Genomic DNA, 23,061 nt, shown 5'->3' with positions numbered 1-23,061 from the left:
AACAATGGCAAAAAACGGTAATTCATTAGATCAACGCACTTTTGATAGATTAAGCCGTTTGTACATTATTGCATTAAGTACCATTGCACTGTCGGTTATCCTGAGTCAAATTTTGGTGCGCAAGCATTTAAACGATCAGCAAAGTGATTCTTCGGTCATTAATGTGGCGGGTAGACAACGTATGTTGAGCCAGAAATTAACCAAAGAAATTGTTTCACTTTCAACTGAAAGTAGTGCTGAGGAACGTTTACTTCTCAAAGAAAAAATAAAACAAACGTTAAAGGTTTGGGAACTGTCGCATCATGCCCTCCAAAAGGGAAATGATAGTTTAGGATTGCCAGGGAAAAATAGCGCTATTATTAAGGAAAAGTTTGAAGTTTTAAATCCAACCTTCAATACCATAAGTGCTGCTTCAAAATCCATCATTGAGAAGATTGAAAACATACCACCGCTGCCACTATTGGCATTTATAGACGATATTGAAAGTGTTAAGGAAAACGAAGGTCATTTTCTGCAGGTCATGGATCAAATTGTTAACCAATACGATTTAGAAGCCGATGCCAAAGTAAGTTGGTTGCGTAAGTTGGAAATGTGGTTAACGGCATTTACCATACTGATACTTTTGGCGGAATTTCTGTTTATATTTTGGCCGACTGCAAAATCTGTAAGAGCAACATTGTCCGATTTATTAATCGCCGAAAAGAAAGCTAAAAAAATGGCTTTTGATGCCGATGAGTTAAGTATTTCTAAAGAAAAGTCCATTAAAGAATTGCGGGCCTTAAGTCATGCCATGGACGAAACGCTTTTATTTGCGCGCATCACTCCCAATGGTGCCTTGGTACATATAGGAAAAAAGTTTTCACGACTTTTTAAGTTTACAAAGTACAATATGACGACCAATTTTGCCGACATACTTTCTGTAAACGAAACAGAGCAGAACATTATTGAAAACTTAATAAATAAACACAAAAAAACGGGTTGGCAAGGTGAAGTAAAAGGAACTACTAAAGATAATATTGATGTGTGGTTGGAAATGGCCATAATTCCATTTAGTCCAACCGATGATAAATCGGAACTTCTCATCATCGCCTCCGAAATTACGGCACGTAAAGCGGCGCAACTTGAAATAGCACGCTTAACCAAGGAAAGTTTTGAGGAGAAAATGAGCCAACAAAAATTGGTTTCAAGCCAGATTATTGAAAACCAAGAAAAAGAACAAAACCGTATTGCGAAAGATGTACACGATGGTATCGGGCAAATGCTTACAGGTTTAAAGTACAATTTGGAAAGTATCGATATTAAGGATATTGACAAAACAGCGTCTAAAATTGAACATCTTAAAGAGTTAACCTCTAACATTATAAAAGGTGTAAGAACGGCAACCTTTAATTTAACGCCCCCGGAATTATCAGACCATGGTATTGTGCCGGCTATTTCCAAATTGACCTTGGAACTGGGGAAACTTACCGGAAAAAACATTGTACTATTTAATAAAACGGATTTTAACCAGCGCCTGGATTCCCTAGTAGAAATAAATATATATCGTATTGTGCAGGAAGCCATTAATAATGCTATTAAGTATGCCGGTTCAACGCACATACTGGTTTCTTTATCGCATAGTGATAACATTCTAAGTATTGTTGTGGATGATAATGGTAAAGGGTTCGATCCTAGCAAAGTTAAAAACGTTAAGAATGGCGACGGCGGTATGGGCATGACCTTTATGAAAGAGCGTATTAAATATATAGATGGTCGTCTATTTTTGAATTCTGAAATAGGCAAGGGAACCCGAGTAACATTAAATATACCCATAGAAGGTTAAGTACTGTTACGTAATTTTTTTTAGTTTTGTACTTATAAATATTAGCAACATAAGCAGATGGATATTATAAATGTAGTTTTAGCAGATGACCACGTATTGGTAAGAGATGGTATCAAAGCACTTTTAGAAGACCAACAAGGCATACAGGTAATTGATGAAGCTTCAAACGGTTTAGAAGCTTTAGAGGTTATAGAAAAGCATAAACCCCATTTGTTGATTGTAGATATTAGAATGCCAGAACTGAATGGCATAGAGGTGGTTAGAGAGGTCAATAAAAAATACACCGATGTACGTACTTTGGTACTTTCTATGCACGATTCTGAAGAATACGTAGTAAAAGCCATTCAAGCGGGTGCCGATGGTTATTTGTTGAAAGGAGCCAGTAAAGAGGAGTTTTTAAAAGCTTTACATAAAGTAGCATCGGGCGGTAAGTATTTTACCGGTGATATTTCTGCTATTATTATGAATAATTTTGTGAACGGAAATGCGCCAACCCCAACTTCCGAAGAACCCAAGCAAGTTGAAGACCCCTTCAATTTAACAAAACGCGAAAAGCAGATTTTAAACCTTGTACTTCAGTTAAAAAACAACAAAGATATTGCCGAAGAACTTCAAATAAGCAAGCGAACCGCCGAGGTACACCGTTTTAATTTAATGAAAAAACTAGACGTTAAAAACCTTATGGAACTAAGTAATAAGGCAAAGGAGTTTGAGCTGATTTAGTTAGTATCGTGGTTCATTTCGTCTCACGTTTTAACGATAATTTTTAGGATAATTTAGACCTCACAGGTTTTCAAAACCTATTAGGTCTAAATTACAAACATGCCTTTCTACGCTAAATGTTTATATTTCTATTCTGAATTTTTCGCCATCTAATAATCAAAAATTTATAAAATAGTGTCATTGCGAATTTCACTTTTTTTATGTAAAATGCGGCAATCGGTGTATCGAAATATGTGTTTATAAAAACAATTTTAACTATAAATTCCCTCAACATAAATTGTTGTTTTATTATTTCCAAAGCTTAACAATCCTTTTTTTTTATCAATTCCTTAAAAACCTTCTTCAAAAATTATCAACTCCATATTAATTATTAATTAATACGTATTTAATACTTATAATTAAGTAAATATACTTAGTTTTGTACGTATAAATATACTTATTATGAAAACTTCAAAATCTCTTAAGGCTACAAAATTTAATTTATTAAACTTTAAATCCATTCCAACACGTACGTTTTGGATCACGTCTATATCATTTTTCATGTGTTTTTTTGCATGGTTTGGTATTGTACCGTTTATGCCCGATGTTGTTAAAGATTTAGGTTTAACACCAACACAAAAATGGAACTCCATCATTTTAGCAGTTTCAGGAACCGTGTTTGCTAGATTACTTATTGGAAAATTATGTGATAAATACGGCCCACGTTTATGTTATACTTGGTTGTTAACTCTTGGTGCCATTCCGGTTATTGCATGTGGTTTGGTGCAAACACCGCTTCAGTTTTTAATATGTAGATTATTTATTGGTTTTATTGGAGCGTCTTTTGTAATTACGCAAGTACACACCTCTTTAATGTTTGCGCCTAATGTAGTGGGAACTGCCAATGCTACTTCTGCAGGATGGGGTAATTTAGGTGGAGGTGCTAACCGTTTAGGGATGCCGTTAATTGCAGCAGCTGTAGTGAGTTTTGGGGTTGCCGATGCCGAAGCTTGGAGATATTCCATGGTTATTGCTGGTGTTGTTTGTTTTTTAATGGGACTTGTATATTACTTTTTCACACAAGATACACCTGAGGGGAACTTTAAAGATTTAAGAGAGTCTGGAGAAACCATCACAACTAAAAAAGATAAAGTTGGTTTTTCAACTGTTATAAAAGATTACAGAACATGGATACTTTTCTTTGTATATGCGGCTTGTTTTGGTATAGAACTTACGGTTTATGGTACTATGGACGATTATTTACAAAACACCTTTCAACTAAGTAGGCTTACTGCCGGAAACATTGTGTTATCGTTCGCTTTAATGAATATTTTTGCCCGTACTTTGGGAGGCTTCTTTGGCGATAAATTCGGGAAACTCAAAGGTTTACGTGGTCGAGTATTGTTTTTGGCAGCCATTTTATCATTAGAAGGTATCATGCTTATAACCTTCTCAACCACCACAAGTATTGTTTTAGGAATTATGTTTTTAATCATGTTCAGTTTAACGGTGCAAATGGCTGAAGGTGCTACATTTTCGGTGGTTCCGTTTATAAATAAAAAAGCGATTGGCTCGGTTTCAGGTATTGTAGGTGCCGGAGGAAATGTGGGTGCTTTTTTAGCGGCTATGTTGCTAAAATCTAAATCGGCCGTAGCTGAAAAAGCTGCAATTGTTTCTAGTGAAGGATTGGGCGAAGAGGTTATGAAATCTGCACAATCTGCTGCAGCGTCAAGTGCCGTTTCAAGTGGTTATTTTGTTATTGGTTTTATAGTGGTTTTAGCGGGAATCCTTTCACTAGCTATTCGTTTTTCAACTAAAGAGGAAGAAGTGGTTAAGAATGATGCATTAGGAGAAGTGAGTCCAGAATTAATTACCGTAAAAGCAGATTATTAATATTAAATTTATATATTTTAAAAAATGAAACACGCTTTTTACCGTATTTGTAATAATAAATAGGAAGCTTGTTTGGTGTTGTTAAATTGTCTTAATTCGTATTAAATCACTCGTATAAATGATAAAAAAGGAAGTAAAAACGACGTGTTCGTATTGTGGGGTTGGTTGCGGCATCATTGTTAAAAAAGACAATAATGATAAGGTTTTTGTTGAAGGCGATAAAGACCACCCCGTAAACAGAGGCATGCTTTGTTCTAAAGGTATGAATTTACATTATGTAGTTAACGATACTTCCGATAGAATTTTATACCCCGAAATGCGTTGGAGCCGTTCGCATCCTCGCGAGCGTGTAAGTTGGGACGATGCGTTAGATCGTGCTGCCAGCGTTTTCAAATCCATTATAAAAAAACATGGTCCAGATAGCGTAGCGTTTTACGTGTCCGGACAAAGTTTAACAGAAGAATATTACATTGCCAATAAACTTACAAAAGGGTTTTTAGGAACAAATAACATCGATACCAACTCACGTTTGTGTATGAGTTCGGCAGTGGTTGGTTACAAAAAAACCTTTGGTGAAGACAGTGTTCCCGTGTCTTATGAAGATATTGAGTTAGCCGATTGTTTTTTAATTACAGGTGCAAATCCTGCTTGGTGCCATCCCATTCTTTTCAGACGCATCGAACAGCATAAAGAGAAAAATCCGGATGTAAAAATCATTGTGGTCGATCCGCGAAAAACCGATTCAGCAAGTTTTGCCGATTTACACCTGCAGTTAATTCCGGGAACCGATGTTATTCTTTACAATGCCATAGGAAGATGTTTGTTCAAACGCGGTTTAATTGACGACGATTTTATTAAAAACCATACCGAAGGATTTACAGCTTATAAAGAACAAATTTTTGCAACGTCTATTAAGGATGCTTCAAAAATATGCGGCGTACCAGAATCGGATATTCGAAAAGCAGCCGATATCATAGGGCTTTCCAAAGGTTTCATCAGCATGTGGGCAATGGGGCTTAACCAAAGTGTGGTGGGTACCGATAAAAATACGGCCTTGTTGAATTTATCGCTTATTACCGGACAGGTTGGTAAACCGGGTTCAGGACCTTTTTCGTTAACGGGACAACCCAATGCTATGGGCGGACGCGAAGTAGGAGGTATGGCAAATTTACTAGCGGTTCATAAAGATTTGATGAATGAAGAACATCGCAGGGAAGTAGCACAATTTTGGGGCGTTGATAAAATTTCACCAAAACCAGGTTTAACGGCTACCGAAATGTTTGATGCTTTAGAATCAGGAAAATTAAAAGCTGTTTGGATCGCTTGTACCAATCCGTTGGTGAGTTTACCAAATACGCACCGTATAGAACGCGCCATGAAGAATGCGAAGTTTGTGGTGGTTCAAGATATTTCACATAAATCAGATACCGTAGCGTATGCCGATTTAGTACTTCCTGCTGCTGGTTGGTTGGAAAAAGAGGGTACGATGACCAATTCTGAGCGTCGTATTTCTTATTTACCAAAGGAAATAAATGCACCAGGTGAAGCAAGACCCGATGTGGAGATTTTCTGCGATTTTGCACAACGTATGGGTTTCCGTGGTTTTAATTTCAACAGTGCCGAAGAAATTTATGATGAATATGCATCTATGACAAAAGGAACAAAAATTGATGTTTCTTTTTTAAATTATGATCGATTAAAAGGCGAAGGCACCTTCCAATGGCCAGTACCCGAGTACCGCCATGCAGGAACCCCAAGACTTTTTCAAGATAAAAAATTCTATACACCATCGCAAAAAGCCATTTTTAATGTGGCAACCAGTATTGAAAACACCTCATTAAAGCCTAACGAAGAGTATCCGTTGGTTTTAACAACGGGTAGGGTACGCGACCAGTGGCATACGATGACCAAGACTGGTAAGGTATCGCGTTTAAAAACACATTACCCAACACCTGTATTGGAAATCAATCCTGTTGATGCCTATTTGAATAAGATTAAAGATGGCGATATTACTGAAATTAAAAGTGAAAACGGCGTTGTTAGGGTACGTGCAAAAGTTACCGAAAACATTGTAAAAGGTTGTGTGTTTTTACCAATGCACTGGGGAAAACAATTGCAAAGCGACTTAAACAGAGCCAACAATTTAACCAACACGCACATCGATCCTACATCTAAAGAACCGGATTTTAAATTTACGCGTGTATCGGTTTCAAAATATAAAAAACCTGTTGAAAAAATAATCATTGTTGGGGCAGGAGCAGCCGCTTTCAGGTTTGTTCAAAATTATAGGGAATATAACGAGGTTGATGAAATTCATGTATTTTCAAAAGAACCTAATTTGTTCTATAATAGGGTGTTATTGCCTGAATATGTTACCGAAGAATTAACTTGGGAACAACTTCTTAAAATTAAACAAAAGGAGTTAGGTAAGCTTAATATTAAGGTATATCCTGAAACTTCCATTCAGAAAATTGATTCTGACAATAAAGTGGTGACCGATACCAATGGCGACCAACACACGTTTAGTAAACTTATTTTGGCAACAGGTAGTCGTGCGTTCATTCCTAAAGATGTTCAAATAGATTTACCGGGGCGTTTTACCATGCGTAACAAAAGTGACGCCGATAGGTTTAAAGCCTATTTAGATGCAACTGGGTTGCCACCAGAAGAACAACATGTGGTTATTGTTGGTGGTGGTTTGTTAGGTTTGGAATTGGCAGCGGCCATGAAACATAAAAACGTAAAAATTACCATCATCCAACGCGCTTCCAGATTGATGGAGCGTCAATTAGATAAAGTTTCCAGTAAATTATTGGCTTTAGATGTACAGGAACGCGGTATTCAAATTTACTTTGATAATGAGGTAAGTACGGTGTTTGACGATGATGAAACGGGCGAATTGAACATCACCTTAAAAAGTGGAAAATTCATAACCGCCAATGCCATTGTGTATGCTATAGGAACCATTCCTAATATAGAAATTGCTAGAGAAAATGGTATCGTGTGTAGTCGTGGGGTTAAGGTAAATCAGCATTTACAATCCTCAAATCCAGATATTTTCGCTATCGGAGAAATTGCAGAATTTAACAATCAGTTATTCGGAATTACCTCGGCAGCGGAAGAGCAAGCAAACATTTTAGCGAACTTTATTGCGGGCGATATCAGTTGTGCTTACAATGGTTCGGTTTTAATGAATATTTTAAAATTCAACGACTTAAATCTTTGTAGTATAGGGAATATTGATGTGCCTGATAATGATGATTCCTATGAAGAAGTTATTTTCACCGATATTTCAAAACGCTATTACAAAAAATGCATCGTTAAAGACGATTTATTGATTGGTGCGGTTTTAATGGGCGACAAAAATGAGTTTGCCGAATTTAAAACCATGATTGAGAGTAAAATTGAAATGTCGGACAAGCGAAATACCTTATTGCGAGGTGCTTCCAACGATGTACCAGTAATAGGTAAGTTGGTGTGTTCATGCAGTCAGGTAGGGGCAGGAAATATAGAAGAAGCCATTAAAGGTGGATGCACAAACTTCACCGAACTGTGCAATAAAACAGGTGCTGGTTTGGGCTGCGGAAGTTGTAAAACAGAGGTTAGGGAAATTTTAAATAACACAAAGGTATTGGCATGAAACTTCCATAACTAAATTTTTATACCTAAGATGATGATTATTTGGAAGCACAATGTGACCAATAAAAACAAATAAAATAGACACATGAAAGAATCGTGTAGATTGATAGTTAATGGCGGTGTATTGTCTCCTGGAGAATTAAAATACATTTGTGAAGCTGCCGAAAGTTTGGGCTTAGATACCATTTCATTTGGATCTAGACAAGACATTATTTTTCCAGAACCTGTTGATATAGAAAAGCTAAGAAGTTTTGATAAACTTCAAATTGTGGCACCAAATCAAGTGCGTACTGAAAATATGGTGTCTTCATACGTGTCTTCTGATATTTTTCCAAGTACCTCATGGCTTACTAGCGATAGGTATTTGTACATTTTAGAGCAATTCAAACACGAACTGAAACTACGCGTAAATATTACCGACCCCAAACAACGTTTAGTGCCGTTGTTTACAGGGCATATCAATTTTATAGCTTCAGAGCATGAAGATTATTGGTATTTGTACATTCGTCTTCCAGAATGGAAAAAAACGGTTATGTATCCTGCGCTTATTTATAGCTGGGATTTAGATAAAGTGGAGTTGGCCATTGAAAACATGTTGCAAGAAGAGCCAGAAAACGTAGAAACCATTTTTGAATTGGTAAGTGACGCCATCGATACCAACAACAGAACGGTTGATAAACCCTTGGAAGTGCCATTTTATCCATTTCCATATTACGAAGGGATGAACCGAATTGGCGATAAATATTGGTTAGGATTGTATTGGAGAAACAACCGCTACGACCTTACATTCTTAAAAGCGATGTGCGAGTTGTGTGCCGAAAATAAAATAGGTAAAATATCCATTACCCCGTGGAAATCCTTTATTGTAAAAGGAATTCCGTTACAAGCTAAATTGCAGTGGGAAAAGTTTTTAGGTAAATTCGGTATCAATGTACGTCATTCCATGTTGGAGTTGAATTGGCATTTACCGGTGAACGATAAAGATGCTTTGAACCTTAAAAAGTACTTGGTAACCAATTTCGACCAAAACGATATCAGTACCTATGGTTTAACATTCGGACTCACAAATTACGCCAGTAGTGCCTATTATTTCACATCTATCGTTGTCGAAAAAAACAAAAAACCAGAAGCCTTAAGCGATTTTGTAATTCGAGATACCTACAATCTGTTGTACGCCAAAAATTTTGATCCCAACACACGCGAATACATCATGCACGTTCAAGATGTAGATAAGGTGGAGTTACCTGGGCTATTAATGGAATTAAGCCAGTTGTATTTTGAACAATTAGGTACCGAGCGCGAGGTCGTTTCTACAAAAGACACCATAAAGGAAACCACCGAAGAAAAAGTGTACCAGTGTAAAGATTGCCTAACTATTTATAACGAAGTGTATGGCGATATTACTCAAAATATAGCACCTAACACCACGTTTGAAAGTCTTCCAGAAACCTACGAATGTTCACTGTGCGAAGCGCCAAAAAGTAGTTTTGAAAAGAGGGTGTTGGTAAAATAAAATCTGTTTTTTTAGAAGCTATTTACGGCTATCCGTTATATCTTTTGTTTTTTTGTCATTCCTGCGAAGGCAGGAATCTACAATAAAATTTAAGTTGGTCCAAAGGGCAGGTTTAATTATGATGGAAAACAAAAGGTTAAACTTGTCCTGAGCGCTGTCGAAGGGCTTCTATCAGGGTTAAACAAGCTGCTTAGTCATTTCATAGAGAGCAATGTTGGTAGCTTGCACTACATTCATGCTGCTGTTTTGTCCAAACATATCAATATGCATTACCATATCCGAAATATTTATAATAGCGTCAGAAACCCCAAAGTTTTCATCACCAATTACCAAGGCTATGGGTTTTTCTGCTGAAAACTTCAGCGTATGGATTGGTTTGCTACTAGAGGTAATTTCAAGCGAAATAACTTGGTAACCCTCATTCTTTAAACCTTCAATAATACTTAAAGCCGAATTGCAAATTTCAAAATCCACTAGTTTTTCGGTAGCTCTCGATGTTTTGGTTATTTTTCGTCCTAAGGTAATATCGGCACCACAAAGCATCAATTTTTCAACACCAAATGCATCCGAAATTCTAAACAAACTACCAATATTTGGCGCGTTGGTTACATGATCGCACACCAATATTATAGGGAAAGTACGTTTTTTAAAATGGGTATTGTAGTGGGTGAGTTGCAAGAGTGTTTAGATGTTTATTTGTTGATTCGTTGAGTCGTTAAGTTGTTAATCGTAAATCGTTAATCAAAAATCGTTACTCGTTTATGTGTTTATTCGTTTACGAGGTTATTTGGTTTTGCCACGAATTCACAAATAGTTTATTTTTTAAGTTTTAAGGCAATCCAAATTCCTAAAGTAATTAAAGCGATAAATACCAAGACCTTTACAACTACAATTAAAAGTTTTCTAAATGTATAATCTTCTTCATTGTCATTATTAAAAATGGCTTCGACTATGGAAACGAATAGATCTTTCATATAAATTCGTGAATTCGTTTATTGGTTTATTCGTAAATCAAAAATCATCAATCGTCAATCGTTAATCGTTTAATTTTCAAACGCATATTTAACAATATTTGCGCCCATTTTTAAGGCTTTTTCTCTAACATCGGCGGGGTCGTTGTGTACTTCGGGGTCTTCCCAACCATCGCCTAAATCGCTTTCAAAAGTAAAAATTAATACCAAGCGGTCTTCAAAATAAATTCCAAAAGTTTGCGGACGCTTGCCATCGTGTTCATGTATTTTAGGTAATCCATTCGGGAATTTAAACGCTGTATTAAAAATAGCGTGGTTAGAAGGCAGTTCTACCAATTCCTTATCCGGAAATACTTTTTTAAGTTCTTTGCTTATGTAAGGCTGAAAACCATAGTTGTCATCAATATGTAAAAAGCCACCAGATATTAAATAATTCCGAAGGTTTTCGGCATCTTTTTCGCTAAAAAACACATTGCCATGTCCCGTCATATGTAAAAAAGGAAACTGAAAAATATCCGAACTCCCCACTTCTACATCTTGCGGTTTGGGGTTTATTTTGGTGCCTATATTGTTGTTGCAAAAGGCAATTAAGTTGCGTAAAGCCGTAGGGTTTGCATACCAATCGCCACCACCTTTGTATTTAACTAGGGCTATTTCTTGGGCTGATAAAGTTAAAAGTAGCAAGTTAAAAGTTAAAAATAAAAGGGTCTTTTTCATATTACTCATTTATAAATGCTACCGAATGGCACGCTACAATAGCAGCGGTTTCAGTACGCAGTCTGGTTTCGCCCAAAGTTACGGGAATAAACTTGTTTTTAAGTGCCCATTCAATTTCTTTGGTGCTAAAATCGCCTTCAGGTCCAATTAAAATGGTAATGTTTTGATTGGGTTTTAGTTGTTGTTTTAACGATTTTCTATCGGTTTCTTCACAATGTGCAATAAATAAATCGCCTTCAAAATCTTGTTTTATAAAATCTTTAAAACTGATGGCATCATTAAGTTTTGGCAAAAAACAACTCAACGATTGTTTCATGGCCGATTGCAAAATTTTCTCATAGCGTTCGGGTTTTATAACCTTTCGTTCGCTGTGATCGCAAATAATAGGGGTGATGCTATCAATACCAATTTCGGTGGCTTTTTCCAAAAACCATTCATAGCGGTCGTTCATTTTGGTAGGCGCTACCGCCAAATGCAAATGATAATCGTGTTTTTGCTGTTTAGATTTAGAAATGATGTTAGCAACACATTTATTAATGTTTGGAATGGTAATTTCGGCATTAAACAACCAGCCATTACCGTTTGTAATATGCAAAGTATCACCAACCGATTTACGAAGCACTTTTACAATATGCTTGCTTTCTTCTTTTTCAAAAGAAAATTGGGTGGTGTTTTCGGTAATGTCTGGATTGTAAAAAAGTTGCATTAATTTAAATTTTCAACAATTTTTAAAACTTTAATTTCAGAAATATCTTTTGGTTCATGGGTTTTTAATACCACGTAATACCAGTTTTTTGAAGGAATATCAAGAGTAAAAATATCGTTTAAACCATGATTTCCATTAATGATTTCATTTTCAAAATCGGGATACATATCACCTTGTGCAAACCAACCTAAATCGCCACCTCTATTGGCATTTTCATCCATGGAATATTTATTCGCTAAAAAATCGAAAGGCGCACCGTTTTTATATTCGTTAATTATTTTGGTTCTTAAAGTATTCAAATCGCTTGTACTATATTTTGTGCCATCTAAATAAATATAAGCTGCACGGTAATTGGTGGTTTTAGTCTTTTCAATAACCTTGTAAATGGTTTTGTCAAAATTATTTTTTATGGTTTTGATGCCACCTTTTGAAAGCTCAAAAAGTTCTTTTGCAAGAATGGTTTTATGCTTTTCTTCATTAAAAGTAATCAATTTATTGTCTTTTGAATTTTTTAACTCCAGATAGTTTTCTATCTGTTCGGGAGTTTCAATAAGTTCTAATTCCTTTTCGGTTGAATTTTGTGCATTTAATAAAGCAGAACCACTAAGAATTACTGCAAAAAGTAGGTGTTTTGTCATAATGGGGTTTTTAAATTTGTATCAAATTTAAAATTATTGACGGAACATATAAATAGAAAGAAAATAAGTTTTTAAGAATGTATTGTTTACAACTTAAAAAGTGTCACTAATAAACAATGTTTTTGCATTAGTGGCTAAAAAAAAATTAAATCTTCAATCGCGCAGAAGCAGCCACATTCTGTTCCGCAAACTCACCATCCAAATATTTTAGGTAGCCTACAATGGCAATCATAGCAGCGTTATCGGTAGTGAATTCAAATTTAGGGACATAGGTAGTCCATCCAAATTTTTGCTCGCCATCTTTTAAAGCTTGACGAATGCCCGAATTAGCCGAAACACCACCACCAATAGCAATGTGTTTAATGCCCGTTTGCTTAGATGCCAGCTTCAATTTATCAATTAAAATACCAATAATGGTGTATTGAATGGAAGCGCAAATATCATTGAGGTTTTCTTCAATAAAATTGGAGTTCGCTTTGGTTTCATTTTGAATGAAGTATAGAATGGCGGTTTTTAAACCTGAAAAACTAAAATTCAATCCATCTACTTTGGGTTTGGTAAATTTAAAGGCTTTAGGGTTTCCTAATTTGGCACGTTTGTCAATTTCTGGTCCTGCTGGGTAGCCTAAACCAAGAATTTTTCCACTTTTATCAAAAGCTTCACCAACGGCATCATCAATGGTTTCGCCTATAACGGTCATGTCAAAATAGTTGTCAACTTTCACAATTTGAGTGTGACCACCGGAAATGGTCATTGCTAAAAACGGAAAAGGTGGTTTTTCAAACCCATCTTCATCTATAAAATGTGCCAATATATGCCCTTGCATGTGGTTAACATCAATAAGCGGAATGTCCAACCCGTAAGCCAGCGATTTAGCAAATGATGTTCCTACCAACAAAGAACCCATAAGTCCAGGACCTCGTGTAAATGCAATTGCATTTAATTGATCTTTCGTAATATTCGCTTTTTTTAAAGCTTGTGCCACTACTGGGACAATGTTTTGTTGGTGTGCCCTAGATGCCAATTCTGGTACTACACCACCGTATTCTTCGTGTATTTTTTGGTTGGCAATAATGTTGCTTAAAATCCGACCGTTGTGCATTACGGAAGCCGCTGTATCATCGCAAGAAGACTCAATTCCTAGAATATAAATATTTTGTTCGGCCATTACTTAAAATTAGGCATAATAATTGTTAATTTTGAAACAGAATAAAAGTCTAATTCATTGCTTTTATCCGTAATTGCAAATGTAATGCATTCTTAAATAAATTAATAATTTTTACAAGTATCAAAAAAGCCTTTAAAATAGCATATAAATTGGCAGGTATTTTTTTACTGCTTTTCATCATTTTGGTGTTGGTGCTTTCTATTCCCAGTGTACAAACCGGTCTTGGTAAATATGCTACAAAGCGACTGAACGATGAATTTAAAACCAATATAAATATTAGTAGAGTAAGCTTGCAATTTAATGGAGATGTAGAGCTTAAAAATATTTATATAGAAGATTATAAGAAGGATACGCTTATTGGAATAGCAGAATTGAACACCTCAATTATAAGCATTAATAATTTAATTAATGGTAAGTTGACTTTTGGGGATATTGATATTGAAGATTTAATTTTTAATATTAAAACCCATAAAGGAGAATCGGAAACAAATTTGGATGTTTTTGTACATAAATTTGAAGACGATAATCCACGAAAAAGCCCAAGCACCTTTTTATTGTCTTCTAGTGATGTTTCTATTTATAATGGAACGTTTAGGCTTCTTGATGAAAATAGGGAAACCTCAAAACTACTTGAATTTACGAAGCTAAACATAAATGCCACCAATTTTTTAATTAATGGAAGTGATGTAAGTGCCCGAATAAATACCCTGGCGTTTAAAGACAGTAGAGGGTTGGTTATGAAGAATATGATGACCAATTTTGCCTATACGCTTACAGATATGACCTTTGCTGATTTAGATGCCAAAACACAGCACTCTAGACTAAAAGGCGATTTAAAGTTTTCATACAAAAGGGAAGATTTACAATTTTTTACAGATAAGGTTTTGGTAAACGCTAGTTTTAATAATTCTAATGTTTTTTTAGATGAGTTGAACACATTTTATAACGAATTCGGCAAAAACCAATCTGTTCAATTCAGTGTGGATTTATCTGGAACATTAAATAATTTACAAGCCACTAATCTAAAACTAAATTCAAATAGTAACACAGTGGTTGATGGTAACATCCTTTTTAAAAACCTGTTTAATAAGGAAGAAGGAAATTTTTACATGAATGGAAATTTTAGAAATTTATCTTCAACCTATCAAGAATTAAAAGCAATGTTGCCCAATGTTTTAGGAGCTTCCATTCCGTCTTCGTTCGTTAAGTTGGGGAAATTCACCATTATAGGTAACTCGCAAGTAACGGCTTCAACGGTAAAGGCTAATATTCAAATAGATACTGAATTAGGCTATGTAGATTCTAATTTACAAATTTCAAAAATCAATGATATTGATAATGCTTCTTACAGTGGTAATGTTGCTTTTGAAAATTTCGACTTTGGAACTTTTTTAAATGAACCTACAGTAGGAATGGCATCATTAAATTTTGATGTTAAGGGATCAGGTTTTACAGCTAGAAATTTAAATACACAAGTAAAAGGCAATGTACACGAAGTGTATTATAACAACTATAATTATACAGGCATTAAAGTGGTTGGTAACGTTAGGAATAAAATTTTTGACGGAAATCTAATTGCAAACGATAAAAACCTACGTTTAAACTTTTTAGGACTTATAGATTTTTCTGAAAAAGTTAAAAAATATGATTTTGAAGCTAAAATAGATTATGCCAATTTAAACGTTTTAAACTTTGTTAAAAAGGATAGCATTTCGTTGTTTAGCAGTAATGTTAAAATGAACATGAACAGTAGCACACTTGATGATGCTTACGGCAAAATTTCTTTCACCAATACTGTTTATCAAAACCAAAACGACACGTATTACTTTGATAGGCTGGATGTAACATCAAGGTTTGAAGAAGATATTCGTTTTATAGAAATTAAATCGCCCGATATTATAGAAGGCGAGCTTAAAGGACGTTTTGTTGTTAATGATATTAAAAAGCTGTTCGAAAATTCTTTAGGGCACATCTATACCAATTACATTCCGCATAAAATTAAAACCAATCAAAACATCGATTTTAATTTTAAAATTTACAATAAAATTGTGGAAGTTTTTTATCCAGAAATCGAATTAGGAAAGAACACCTATATTAAGGGACGTGTTGAAAACGATCAAAGGCAATTTAACCTTACTTTTAAATCACCACAAATTAAATTACTTGATTATTTTGCCAACAATATCGAGCTTCAAGTAGATAATAGCAATCCGCTTTTTAATACCTATGTAGAGGTAGATAGCTTAAAAACAAAGTATTACAACGTTTCCAAATTCAGTTTAATTAATGTAACGGTAAATGATACCTTGTTTATGCGTTCGGAGTTTAGAGGCGGAAAACGCAACAATGATATCTTTAATTTGAGTTTCTACCATACTATCAATAAAGAAAAGGAGTCGGTTATAGGTTTTAAAAAATCGGATGTTACAATAAAGGATAATACTTGGTACATTAATGAAAAGAAAGATAAATTCAATAAAGTTTCGTTCAATAATACCTTTACAAAATTTAATATTGATAAGCTAGAAATAAACCATGGCAATGAAGAAATTAAATTTTCAGGCTTTATAAAAGATTCCACCCAAAAAGATTTAAAGCTGGATTTCAAAAATGTCGATTTAGCTAAAATTGTCCCAGAAATAGATAGTTTAAAATTAGCAGGACGGGTTAATGGTAAGCTGGATTTATTGCAAAAAAATGGAAGTTATTTACCGAATTCAAGCATTGTGATAGATAATTTTAAGGTGAATGATTTTGAATTAGGTTCGTTTGATGCCAACATAAAAGGTAATCAGAATTTAACCAATTATTATGTAGATGTTACCATTAAGGACGATACTAAAAAATCGTTTAGAGCACTTGGAGATATTAATGTAAACGGAAAACAATCGAATATAAATGTAGATTTAGAACTTAATGATTTTAATTTGAAACCATTAAATCCTTTTTTACAGAATGTATTGTCAAACATACGCGGTTTAGCTACCGGAAAGGTGAATGTAATAGGGAACTTAAGGAAACCTGATATAAATGGTAACTTAAGTTTAGACAATGGTGGTTTTGGTATTCCTTATTTAAATGTAGATTATCAATTTGCCAATAACGCTTCGGTATCATTAAAAAACCAGAGTTTTATTTTTAATAGAATTCAAATAACGGATACAAAGCATAAATCTAAAGGACAAATAAATGGTTCTTTAAGTCATGTTAACTTTTCTAAATGGAATTTAGATTTAAACTTAAGTACCTCAAGACTATTGGTTTTAGATACTAAAGAATCTGAAGACGCCTTATACTACGGAACAGGTTTTATTGGTGGTAGAGCAAGCATATCAGGACCTACAGATCAGTTGGTGATTAGCGTTGTTGGTGAAACAAAATCTGGAACTGTTTTTAAAATCCCGCTAAGTGATACGGAGTCTTTTGGAGATAATTCATATATACATTTTATTACAAAAGAAGAAAAAGAAGCTCGCAGATTAGGTAAAGAAGTTGTGTTTAACGAAATACGAGGGTTGGAGTTAGATTTCGATTTAGATGTAACCGAAGATGCCGAAGTAGAAATTATTATTGATAAAAGTTCAGGACATTCTTTAAAAGGTCGTGGTCGTGGTGGTTTATTGGTTGAAATCAATACCAATGGAAAATTCAATATGTGGGGAGATTTCTCGGTGTTCGAAGGGGTTTATAATTTCGCCTATGGAGGTTTAATTCAAAAAGAATTCACAGTACAACCCGGTGGTACCATTGCTTGGGAAGGCGATCCGCTTAATGCTGAGTTAAATATGCGTGCTACCTATAAAACCCAGACCAATCCATCGCCATTACTGGATAATCCTATTAATAGAAACATTCCGGTAGAGCTGGATATCACATTAACAGGTAGTTTGGAACGCCCAACACCTCTTTACGATTTTAGGTTCCCTACCGTTAGTTCTACTATAAAATCGGAGCTGCAATACCGTTTGGAATCGGATAACGATAAACAAAACCAAGCCTTGTATTTATTATCTACAGGATCTTTTTCAAGAGGTTTAAGCGAACTAAATTTTTCAGGCACCATTGCAGAACGACTAAATGGTATCATTAACGGCATTTTTACAACGGGCGATAGCAAACTTAATATAGGTTTGAATTATGAAGCGGGTCAAAATCAACCAGATTATCAAACCGATGATCGTTTTGGCGTTACCTTACAAACGCAAATTAGCGACCGCGTACTTATTAATGGTAAAGTAGGAGTACCCGTTGGGGGAGCTGGAGCTACCGAAACTGTTATTGCAGGTGATGTGGAAATCAACTTCTTATTAAATGATGAAGGTACTTTAACCGCCAATGTATTCAATAGAGAAAACAGTATCCAAAACTTTGGAGAAAAAATAGGATATACCCAAGGTATCGGGCTTTCATATAGTGTAGATTTTGATACGTTTAAAGAACTTATCCAAAACTTTTTTAGAAATGCTAAAAAGGAAGATGAAATTACCATTGAAAAAGAAGCCGAAAATGATGCCAAAAAAGAAGCGCGTGTACTTCCCGATTATGTAAAAATAAAGTCTTCTTCAGAAGAATAAGCCATACAATTCCATATAAAAGTCGTGGATTTATAATTCTTCATTATTTTTTTATAAACTAAAACGTTATAGTTTAATATGTGCATTAAAATAGGATAAATGCTATAGATATATGGTTTTAGTTTAGTAATTTTACCTTTGAAAAATTAAAATTTAATGTCAAAAACAATAAAAAAGATTGCAGTTTTAACTTCAGGAGGTGATTCACCTGGGATGAATGCCGCTATTCGTGCGGTAGTTAGAGCGTGTGCATACCATAATATAGAATGTGTTGGCGTTTACCGCGGATACGAAGGATTAATTGAAGGCGATTTTAAAGAAATGGATGCCCGTAGTGTTAAAGGGATTATTAACAAAGGTGGAACCATCTTAAAATCAGCACGTTCAAAAGAGTTTAGAACTAAAGAAGGAAGAGAACAAGCTTATAAAGTATTGCAAGAAGCTAATATCGATGCGCTTGTAGCTATAGGTGGAGATGGTACATTTACAGGTGCTTTAATTTTTAATCAAGAATTTGATTTTCCAGTAATAGGAATTCCAGGCACTATAGATAACGATATTTTTGGTACAACGCACACTTTAGGTTTCGATACGGCACTTAATACCGTAGTAGATGCTATCGATAAAATTAGAGACACAGCAAGTTCGCACAATCGTCTTTTCTTTGTTGAAGTTATGGGGCGCGATGTAGGTCATATAGCATTGAACGCAGGAATAGCCGGTGGTGCAGAAGAAATTTTAATTCCTGAAGAAGATTTAGGATTGGAAAGACTTGTAGAATCATTAAACAGAAGTAGAAAATCGGGTAAATCTTCAAGTATCGTTGTAGTAGCTGAAGGTGATAAAATAGGTAAGAATATTTTTGAACTTAAAGATTACGTCGACCAAAACATGGAAGGTTATGATGTACGTGTATCAGTGCTTGGGCATATGCAACGTGGTGGTGCGCCATCGTGTTTCGATCGTGTTTTAGCAAGTAGAATGGGTGTAAAAGCAGTGGAGTCTTTATTAGAAGGTAAAACAAATTACATGGTTGGATTGCTAAACAGTAAAATGGAACTAACCCCATTAGAAAAAGCCATTAAAGGAAAAACAAAAATAAATTTAGAATTATTGCGTGTCTCAGATATCATGAGCACTTAACATTTACAAACAAGATTATGTCAAAATTAAAATTAGGAATTAACGGATTTGGTAGAATAGGTAGAATTGCTTTTAGAGTAGCTGCAAGCAGACCGGAAATAGAAATAGTTGGTATCAACGATTTATTAGATGTAGAGCACTTAGCATACTTATTAAAATACGATTCGGTACACGGTCGTTTTAACGGAACTGTTGAAGTAAAAAACGGAAACTTAGTTGTTAACGGTAAAGAAATAAGAATTACTGCAGAACGTAACCCAGAAGATTTAAAATGGGATGCTGTAGGAGCAGAGGTAGTATTAGATTGTACTGGTATCTTCACAACTTTAGAAGGTGCTCAAAAACACATTACTGCAGGTGCTAAAAAGGTAGCAATTTCTGCACCATCGGCCGATGCACCAATGTTTGTAATGGGTGTAAACAACAGTAAAATTACAGCAGCAGACACCATTGTATCAAACGCATCTTGTACTACAAACTGTTTAGCGCCATTAGCTAAAGTTATTAATGATAACTTCGGAATTATTGAAGGTTTAATGACAACCGTTCACGCTACAACTGCAACGCAACTAACTGTTGATGGTCCTTCTAGAAAAGACTGGAGAGGTGGTCGTAGTGCATTAGCAAACATCATTCCTTCTTCAACCGGAGCTGCAAAAGCTGTTGGCAAAGTTATTCCAGAATTAAATGGAAAACTTACAGGTATGGCATTTAGAGTTCCAACACCAGACGTTTCTGTAGTAGATTTAACCGTAAGAACTGAAAAATCTGCATCTTGGGATGAAGTGAAGGCTGTATTGAAAAAAGCATCTGAATCAGGTGAATTAAAAGGTGTTTTAGGTTATACTGAAGAAGCTGTAGTTTCTCAAGATTTCGTTTCAGAATCTATGACCAGTATTTTTGATGCAGATGCAAGTATTGCACTTAATGATAATTTCTTTAAATTAGTATCTTGGTACGATAATGAGTTTGGTTATTCAACTAAATTAGTTGACCTTGCTCAATACATAAGTAAAATATAATTTAAGAAAAGAATATTAATTATGAACTCCACAGATTTATTGTTTTATACAAAGTCTGTGGAGTTTTTTTATTTATAAAACTCATGATTTTAATTGTTGATAGTGGCTCCACAAAAAGTGATTGGATTGCAGTAGATAATAATGGCAAACAACTTTTAGAGAAGTTGCGAACAAAAGGTCTTAATCCTGAAATCTTAAAACAGGAAAAGCTAAAAAAAATAATTAAAAAAAATCCAGACTTAAAAGCACACAGAAAAGAAGTAACTCATGTATTTTTTTATGGTGCAGGTTGTGGAACAGACCGTGGTAAAGAAATTGTGAAAAGTGCTTTGGAAGAGGTGTTTCCAACCGCTATGGTAACAGTAGAAGAAGATACTTTGGCAGCTGTGTATGGCACTATTAGTCATGATACCGAAGCTGCTGTTGTTTGTATTTTAGGTACAGGGTCTAATTGTAGTTATTATGATGGTGCGAAGTTACACCAACGTGTACAGTCTTTAGGCTATATTTTAATGGATGATGCATCAGGAAACTATTATGGTAAACAATTAATAAGAGATTATTATTTCAACTTGATGCCGGAAGACATTAAAGTGGCATTTGGTAGCAAGTACAATATGGAAGCTGATTATGTTAAATACAACATATACAAACAGCCAAATCCAAACGCCTATTTAGCAAATTTTGCAGAATTTATTTTTTTAAACAAAGATTCGGCATATATAGTTGAAATGATTAAAGAAGGTATTCGCATATTTGCGAATAATTACATCATGCAATATAAAGAGGAACTTAAAACCGTTCCTGTGCATTTTGCAGGCTCAATTGCTTATTTTGCACAAGATGAAATTAAAGCCGTAGCCAAAGAAATGGGCTTTACTGTGGGGAATTTTGAACGCAGACCTATTGAAGGTTTGGTTGCTTTCCATACTAAAAACTTATAAAAAAGTATTAATCATAACTGTTGGTTGTAATTAATAAATATTAATTATAATTCAATTTTGCAGATAATTAGAATCTAAATGTGTCAGTCTGAGCTTGTCGAAGACTTCATGAAATTCACATTTTGACAAGCTCAATGTAACGATTTAGTTCAAAATTGACTTTTAAAATAGTTGCAACCAACGTGTTAAATTATTAGACCTCACAAGTTTTAAAAACTTGTGAGGTCTTTTTATGAAGTGATGGTTTTAAAATTATATTTATTAGTTTAGAACCCAAAAACAAACGCATTGAAAAATCATATAGCCATTTACATTACCAATAATGATGATAAAATTCAGCTAATAGAACAAATCATTTCTGGAGATGTTTTTAAAGAATTGAAAGATTTAAAACACGGTCTTTTTTCTGAAATAACCTTAAATAAATTTATTGAAGAAGAAATCATTCATGGACATTTTGATGTGCGTACCGAAACAAAAAACAGTTTGCTACATTCTTCTGAAGGCGAACGAAAAAAAGCTTTATTAAACCATATCATTTTACAAAAGCCCGATTATATTATTGCCGATAATGTTTTTGGCAATCTAGATGTGGAAAAACAAGCCGATATTGAAAAAACGTTTTCAGAATTAAGTAATGAAACCCAAATCATTCAAATTACAAATAGAAAAGATGATATTTTACAGTTTATAACCAAAATCTATAGGCTTCAAGATAAAACACTGGTTAAATTTAACCAAAAAGAAACTTCAGAAACCAATCAAAGTTTATGGTTTGTGGAGGCGTTACCACAACCATACCGTCCCATTTCAGAAAAAATCAATCCTTTGGTAAAGTTTAATAAGGTATCGGTTGCTTATCAAGAACGTCCTATTATTACCGATATTTCTTGGGAAATAAAGCGTGGTGAATTTTGGCAATTAATAGGTGCCAATGGTTCGGGAAAAAGCACCATGTTGAGCATGATTTATGGCGACAACCCCAAAGCATACGGACAAGATATTATTTTGTTTGGAGTAAAAAAGGGTAGTGGTGAGAGCGTTTGGGATATTAAAAAGAAAATCGGTTATTTCTCTTCGGAAATGTTACGAGGTTTTAAGCGCCTGGATTCTATAGGTAATATGATAGTTTCCGGTTTTTTTGATACCGTAGGCTTGTATAAAACACCCACCAACGAGCAAATTAAAATAACCGAGCAATGGCTACACGTGTTGCAAATGTATGACATTAGAAAGCAACCTTTTTTAGACTTATCAAAAGGGCACCAACGCTTGGTATTAATAGCAAGAGCCATGGTAAAACACCCACCATTGCTTATTTTAGACGAACCCACTAACGGACTCGACGATTCTGATGCCAAACTATTTTCCGAACTTATAAATAAAATAGCCAAAGAAACCGACACCGCTATTTTATACGTGTCGCACAGAAAAGAAGCTGGTTTAAAACCAGAGTTTGTTTATGAGTTAGTACCGAATGAGGAAACTGGTTCTAAAGGTAGAAAATTATAAAAGCCTTTTAAATTAAGATTTTTTTCATTGAGTACGTTTAAAGGTTTGTATAAGAATAGTGCGGTTTTGTGTCCGAGGATTTTCCGCAGGAAAATCA

Annotated in this window: 16 protein-coding genes; 10 read left to right on the top strand and 6 right to left on the bottom strand. The window is 34.8% G+C overall.

Features of this window, described 5'->3' with window-relative positions:
• The first annotated feature begins 4 nt into the window (after nucleotides 1–4).
• From ACGK9U_RS05055 to ACGK9U_RS05035, 5 genes are all read left to right on the top strand, one after another.
• Complete coding sequence (locus tag ACGK9U_RS05055; protein ID WP_394465283.1) at nucleotides 5–1,822, top strand: ATP-binding protein; 1,818 nt, start codon at nucleotides 5–7, stop codon at nucleotides 1,820–1,822.
• Nucleotides 1,823–1,879: 57 nt separating this feature from the next.
• Nucleotides 1,880–2,545 carry a response regulator gene (locus ACGK9U_RS05050; protein WP_394465282.1) on the top strand — a complete coding sequence of 222 codons (666 nt, stop codon included), beginning with the start codon at nucleotides 1,880–1,882 and terminating at the stop codon, nucleotides 2,543–2,545.
• 441 nt (nucleotides 2,546–2,986) lie between these two features.
• Nucleotides 2,987–4,417, top strand: a complete 1,431-nt coding sequence (locus tag ACGK9U_RS05045; RefSeq protein ID WP_394465281.1) for an MFS transporter — start codon at nucleotides 2,987–2,989, stop codon at nucleotides 4,415–4,417.
• A gap of 118 nt (nucleotides 4,418–4,535) precedes the next feature.
• Nucleotides 4,536–8,057: a molybdopterin-dependent oxidoreductase gene (locus ACGK9U_RS05040; RefSeq protein WP_394465280.1), complete on the top strand. Its 3,522-nt coding sequence runs from the start codon at nucleotides 4,536–4,538 to the stop codon at nucleotides 8,055–8,057.
• Between the two features lie 84 nt (nucleotides 8,058–8,141).
• Nucleotides 8,142–9,569: a rubredoxin gene (locus ACGK9U_RS05035; RefSeq protein ID WP_394465279.1), complete on the top strand. Its 1,428-nt coding sequence runs from the start codon at nucleotides 8,142–8,144 to the stop codon at nucleotides 9,567–9,569.
• A gap of 177 nt (nucleotides 9,570–9,746) precedes the next feature.
• Here ACGK9U_RS05035 and ACGK9U_RS05030 read toward each other — a convergent pair whose 3' ends face one another.
• The 6 genes from ACGK9U_RS05030 to tsaD form a co-directional block, all read right to left on the bottom strand.
• Nucleotides 9,747–10,247 carry a TrmH family RNA methyltransferase gene (locus tag ACGK9U_RS05030; protein ID WP_394465278.1) on the bottom strand — a complete coding sequence of 167 codons (501 nt, stop codon included), beginning with the start codon at nucleotides 10,245–10,247 and terminating at the stop codon, nucleotides 9,747–9,749.
• 137 nt (nucleotides 10,248–10,384) lie between these two features.
• Nucleotides 10,385–10,543, bottom strand: a complete 159-nt coding sequence (locus ACGK9U_RS05025) for a hypothetical protein (RefSeq protein ID WP_394465277.1) — start codon at nucleotides 10,541–10,543, stop codon at nucleotides 10,385–10,387.
• A 69-nt stretch (nucleotides 10,544–10,612) separates the two neighbouring features.
• Entirely contained in the window at nucleotides 10,613–11,257 is a 645-nt protein-coding gene (locus tag ACGK9U_RS05020; protein ID WP_394465276.1) for a DUF4159 domain-containing protein, read from the bottom strand.
• Nucleotide 11,258: 1 nt separating this feature from the next.
• The gene (locus ACGK9U_RS05015; protein ID WP_394465275.1) at nucleotides 11,259–11,963 is read right to left on the bottom strand and encodes a 16S rRNA (uracil(1498)-N(3))-methyltransferase; all 705 of its coding nucleotides are present in this window, start codon (nucleotides 11,961–11,963) and stop codon (nucleotides 11,259–11,261) included.
• A complete protein-coding gene (locus ACGK9U_RS05010; protein ID WP_394465274.1) occupies nucleotides 11,963–12,601 on the bottom strand; it encodes a peptidylprolyl isomerase in 639 nt (212 codons plus the stop codon). The genes ACGK9U_RS05015 and ACGK9U_RS05010 overlap by 1 nt, the downstream gene beginning before the upstream one ends.
• A gap of 145 nt (nucleotides 12,602–12,746) precedes the next feature.
• On the bottom strand, nucleotides 12,747–13,769 hold the full coding sequence (tsaD, locus tag ACGK9U_RS05005) for a tRNA (adenosine(37)-N6)-threonylcarbamoyltransferase complex transferase subunit TsaD (RefSeq protein ID WP_394465273.1): 1,023 nt from the start codon (nucleotides 13,767–13,769) through the stop codon (nucleotides 12,747–12,749).
• Nucleotides 13,770–13,918: 149 nt separating this feature from the next.
• Between tsaD and ACGK9U_RS05000 the strand changes: the two genes are divergently transcribed.
• From ACGK9U_RS05000 to ACGK9U_RS04980, 5 genes are all read left to right on the top strand, one after another.
• On the top strand, nucleotides 13,919–18,343 hold the full coding sequence (locus ACGK9U_RS05000; protein ID WP_394465272.1) for a translocation/assembly module TamB domain-containing protein: 4,425 nt from the start codon (nucleotides 13,919–13,921) through the stop codon (nucleotides 18,341–18,343).
• Between the two features lie 156 nt (nucleotides 18,344–18,499).
• Nucleotides 18,500–19,486: a 6-phosphofructokinase gene (gene pfkA, locus ACGK9U_RS04995; protein WP_394465271.1), complete on the top strand. Its 987-nt coding sequence runs from the start codon at nucleotides 18,500–18,502 to the stop codon at nucleotides 19,484–19,486.
• Between the two features lie 17 nt (nucleotides 19,487–19,503).
• Nucleotides 19,504–20,508, top strand: coding sequence for a type I glyceraldehyde-3-phosphate dehydrogenase (gene gap / locus ACGK9U_RS04990; RefSeq protein ID WP_394465270.1), 1,005 nt, complete (start codon nucleotides 19,504–19,506; stop codon nucleotides 20,506–20,508).
• An 83-nt stretch (nucleotides 20,509–20,591) separates the two neighbouring features.
• Entirely contained in the window at nucleotides 20,592–21,452 is an 861-nt protein-coding gene (locus ACGK9U_RS04985) for an N-acetylglucosamine kinase (protein ID WP_394465269.1), read from the top strand.
• A 288-nt stretch (nucleotides 21,453–21,740) separates the two neighbouring features.
• Nucleotides 21,741–22,964, top strand: coding sequence for an ATP-binding cassette domain-containing protein (locus ACGK9U_RS04980; protein ID WP_394465268.1), 1,224 nt, complete (start codon nucleotides 21,741–21,743; stop codon nucleotides 22,962–22,964).
• Nucleotides 22,965–23,061 lie beyond the last annotated feature (97 nt).

It is taken from the genome of Mariniflexile sp. HNIBRBA6329, assembly GCF_043558645.1.
Classification (GTDB): Bacteria; Bacteroidota; Bacteroidia; order Flavobacteriales; family Flavobacteriaceae; genus Mariniflexile.
This window is presented reverse-complemented; position numbering and strand designations above follow the sequence as displayed.

Excerpts from the sequence above, each read along its gene's own strand:
- ACGK9U_RS05035 (WP_394465279.1), top strand. The coding sequence starts at position 8,142 with ATGAAAGAATCGTGTAGATTGATAGTTAATGGCGGTGTATTGTCTCCT.
- ACGK9U_RS05020 (WP_394465276.1), bottom strand. The coding sequence starts at position 11,257 with ATGAAAAAGACCCTTTTATTTTTAACTTTTAACTTGCTACTTTTAACT.
- ACGK9U_RS05010 (WP_394465274.1), bottom strand. The coding sequence starts at position 12,601 with ATGACAAAACACCTACTTTTTGCAGTAATTCTTAGTGGTTCTGCTTTA.
- ACGK9U_RS05055 (WP_394465283.1), top strand. The coding sequence starts at position 5 with ATGGCAAAAAACGGTAATTCATTAGATCAACGCACTTTTGATAGATTA.
- ACGK9U_RS05040 (WP_394465280.1), top strand. The coding sequence starts at position 4,536 with ATGATAAAAAAGGAAGTAAAAACGACGTGTTCGTATTGTGGGGTTGGT.
- ACGK9U_RS05050 (WP_394465282.1), top strand. The coding sequence starts at position 1,880 with ATGGATATTATAAATGTAGTTTTAGCAGATGACCACGTATTGGTAAGA.
- gap (WP_394465270.1), top strand. The coding sequence starts at position 19,504 with ATGTCAAAATTAAAATTAGGAATTAACGGATTTGGTAGAATAGGTAGA.
- ACGK9U_RS05045 (WP_394465281.1), top strand. The coding sequence starts at position 2,987 with ATGAAAACTTCAAAATCTCTTAAGGCTACAAAATTTAATTTATTAAAC.
- pfkA (WP_394465271.1), top strand. The coding sequence starts at position 18,500 with ATGTCAAAAACAATAAAAAAGATTGCAGTTTTAACTTCAGGAGGTGAT.
- ACGK9U_RS04985 (WP_394465269.1), top strand. The coding sequence starts at position 20,592 with ATGATTTTAATTGTTGATAGTGGCTCCACAAAAAGTGATTGGATTGCA.
- tsaD (WP_394465273.1), bottom strand. The coding sequence starts at position 13,769 with ATGGCCGAACAAAATATTTATATTCTAGGAATTGAGTCTTCTTGCGAT.
- ACGK9U_RS05015 (WP_394465275.1), bottom strand. The coding sequence starts at position 11,963 with ATGCAACTTTTTTACAATCCAGACATTACCGAAAACACCACCCAATTT.
- ACGK9U_RS05025 (WP_394465277.1), bottom strand. The coding sequence starts at position 10,543 with ATGAAAGATCTATTCGTTTCCATAGTCGAAGCCATTTTTAATAATGAC.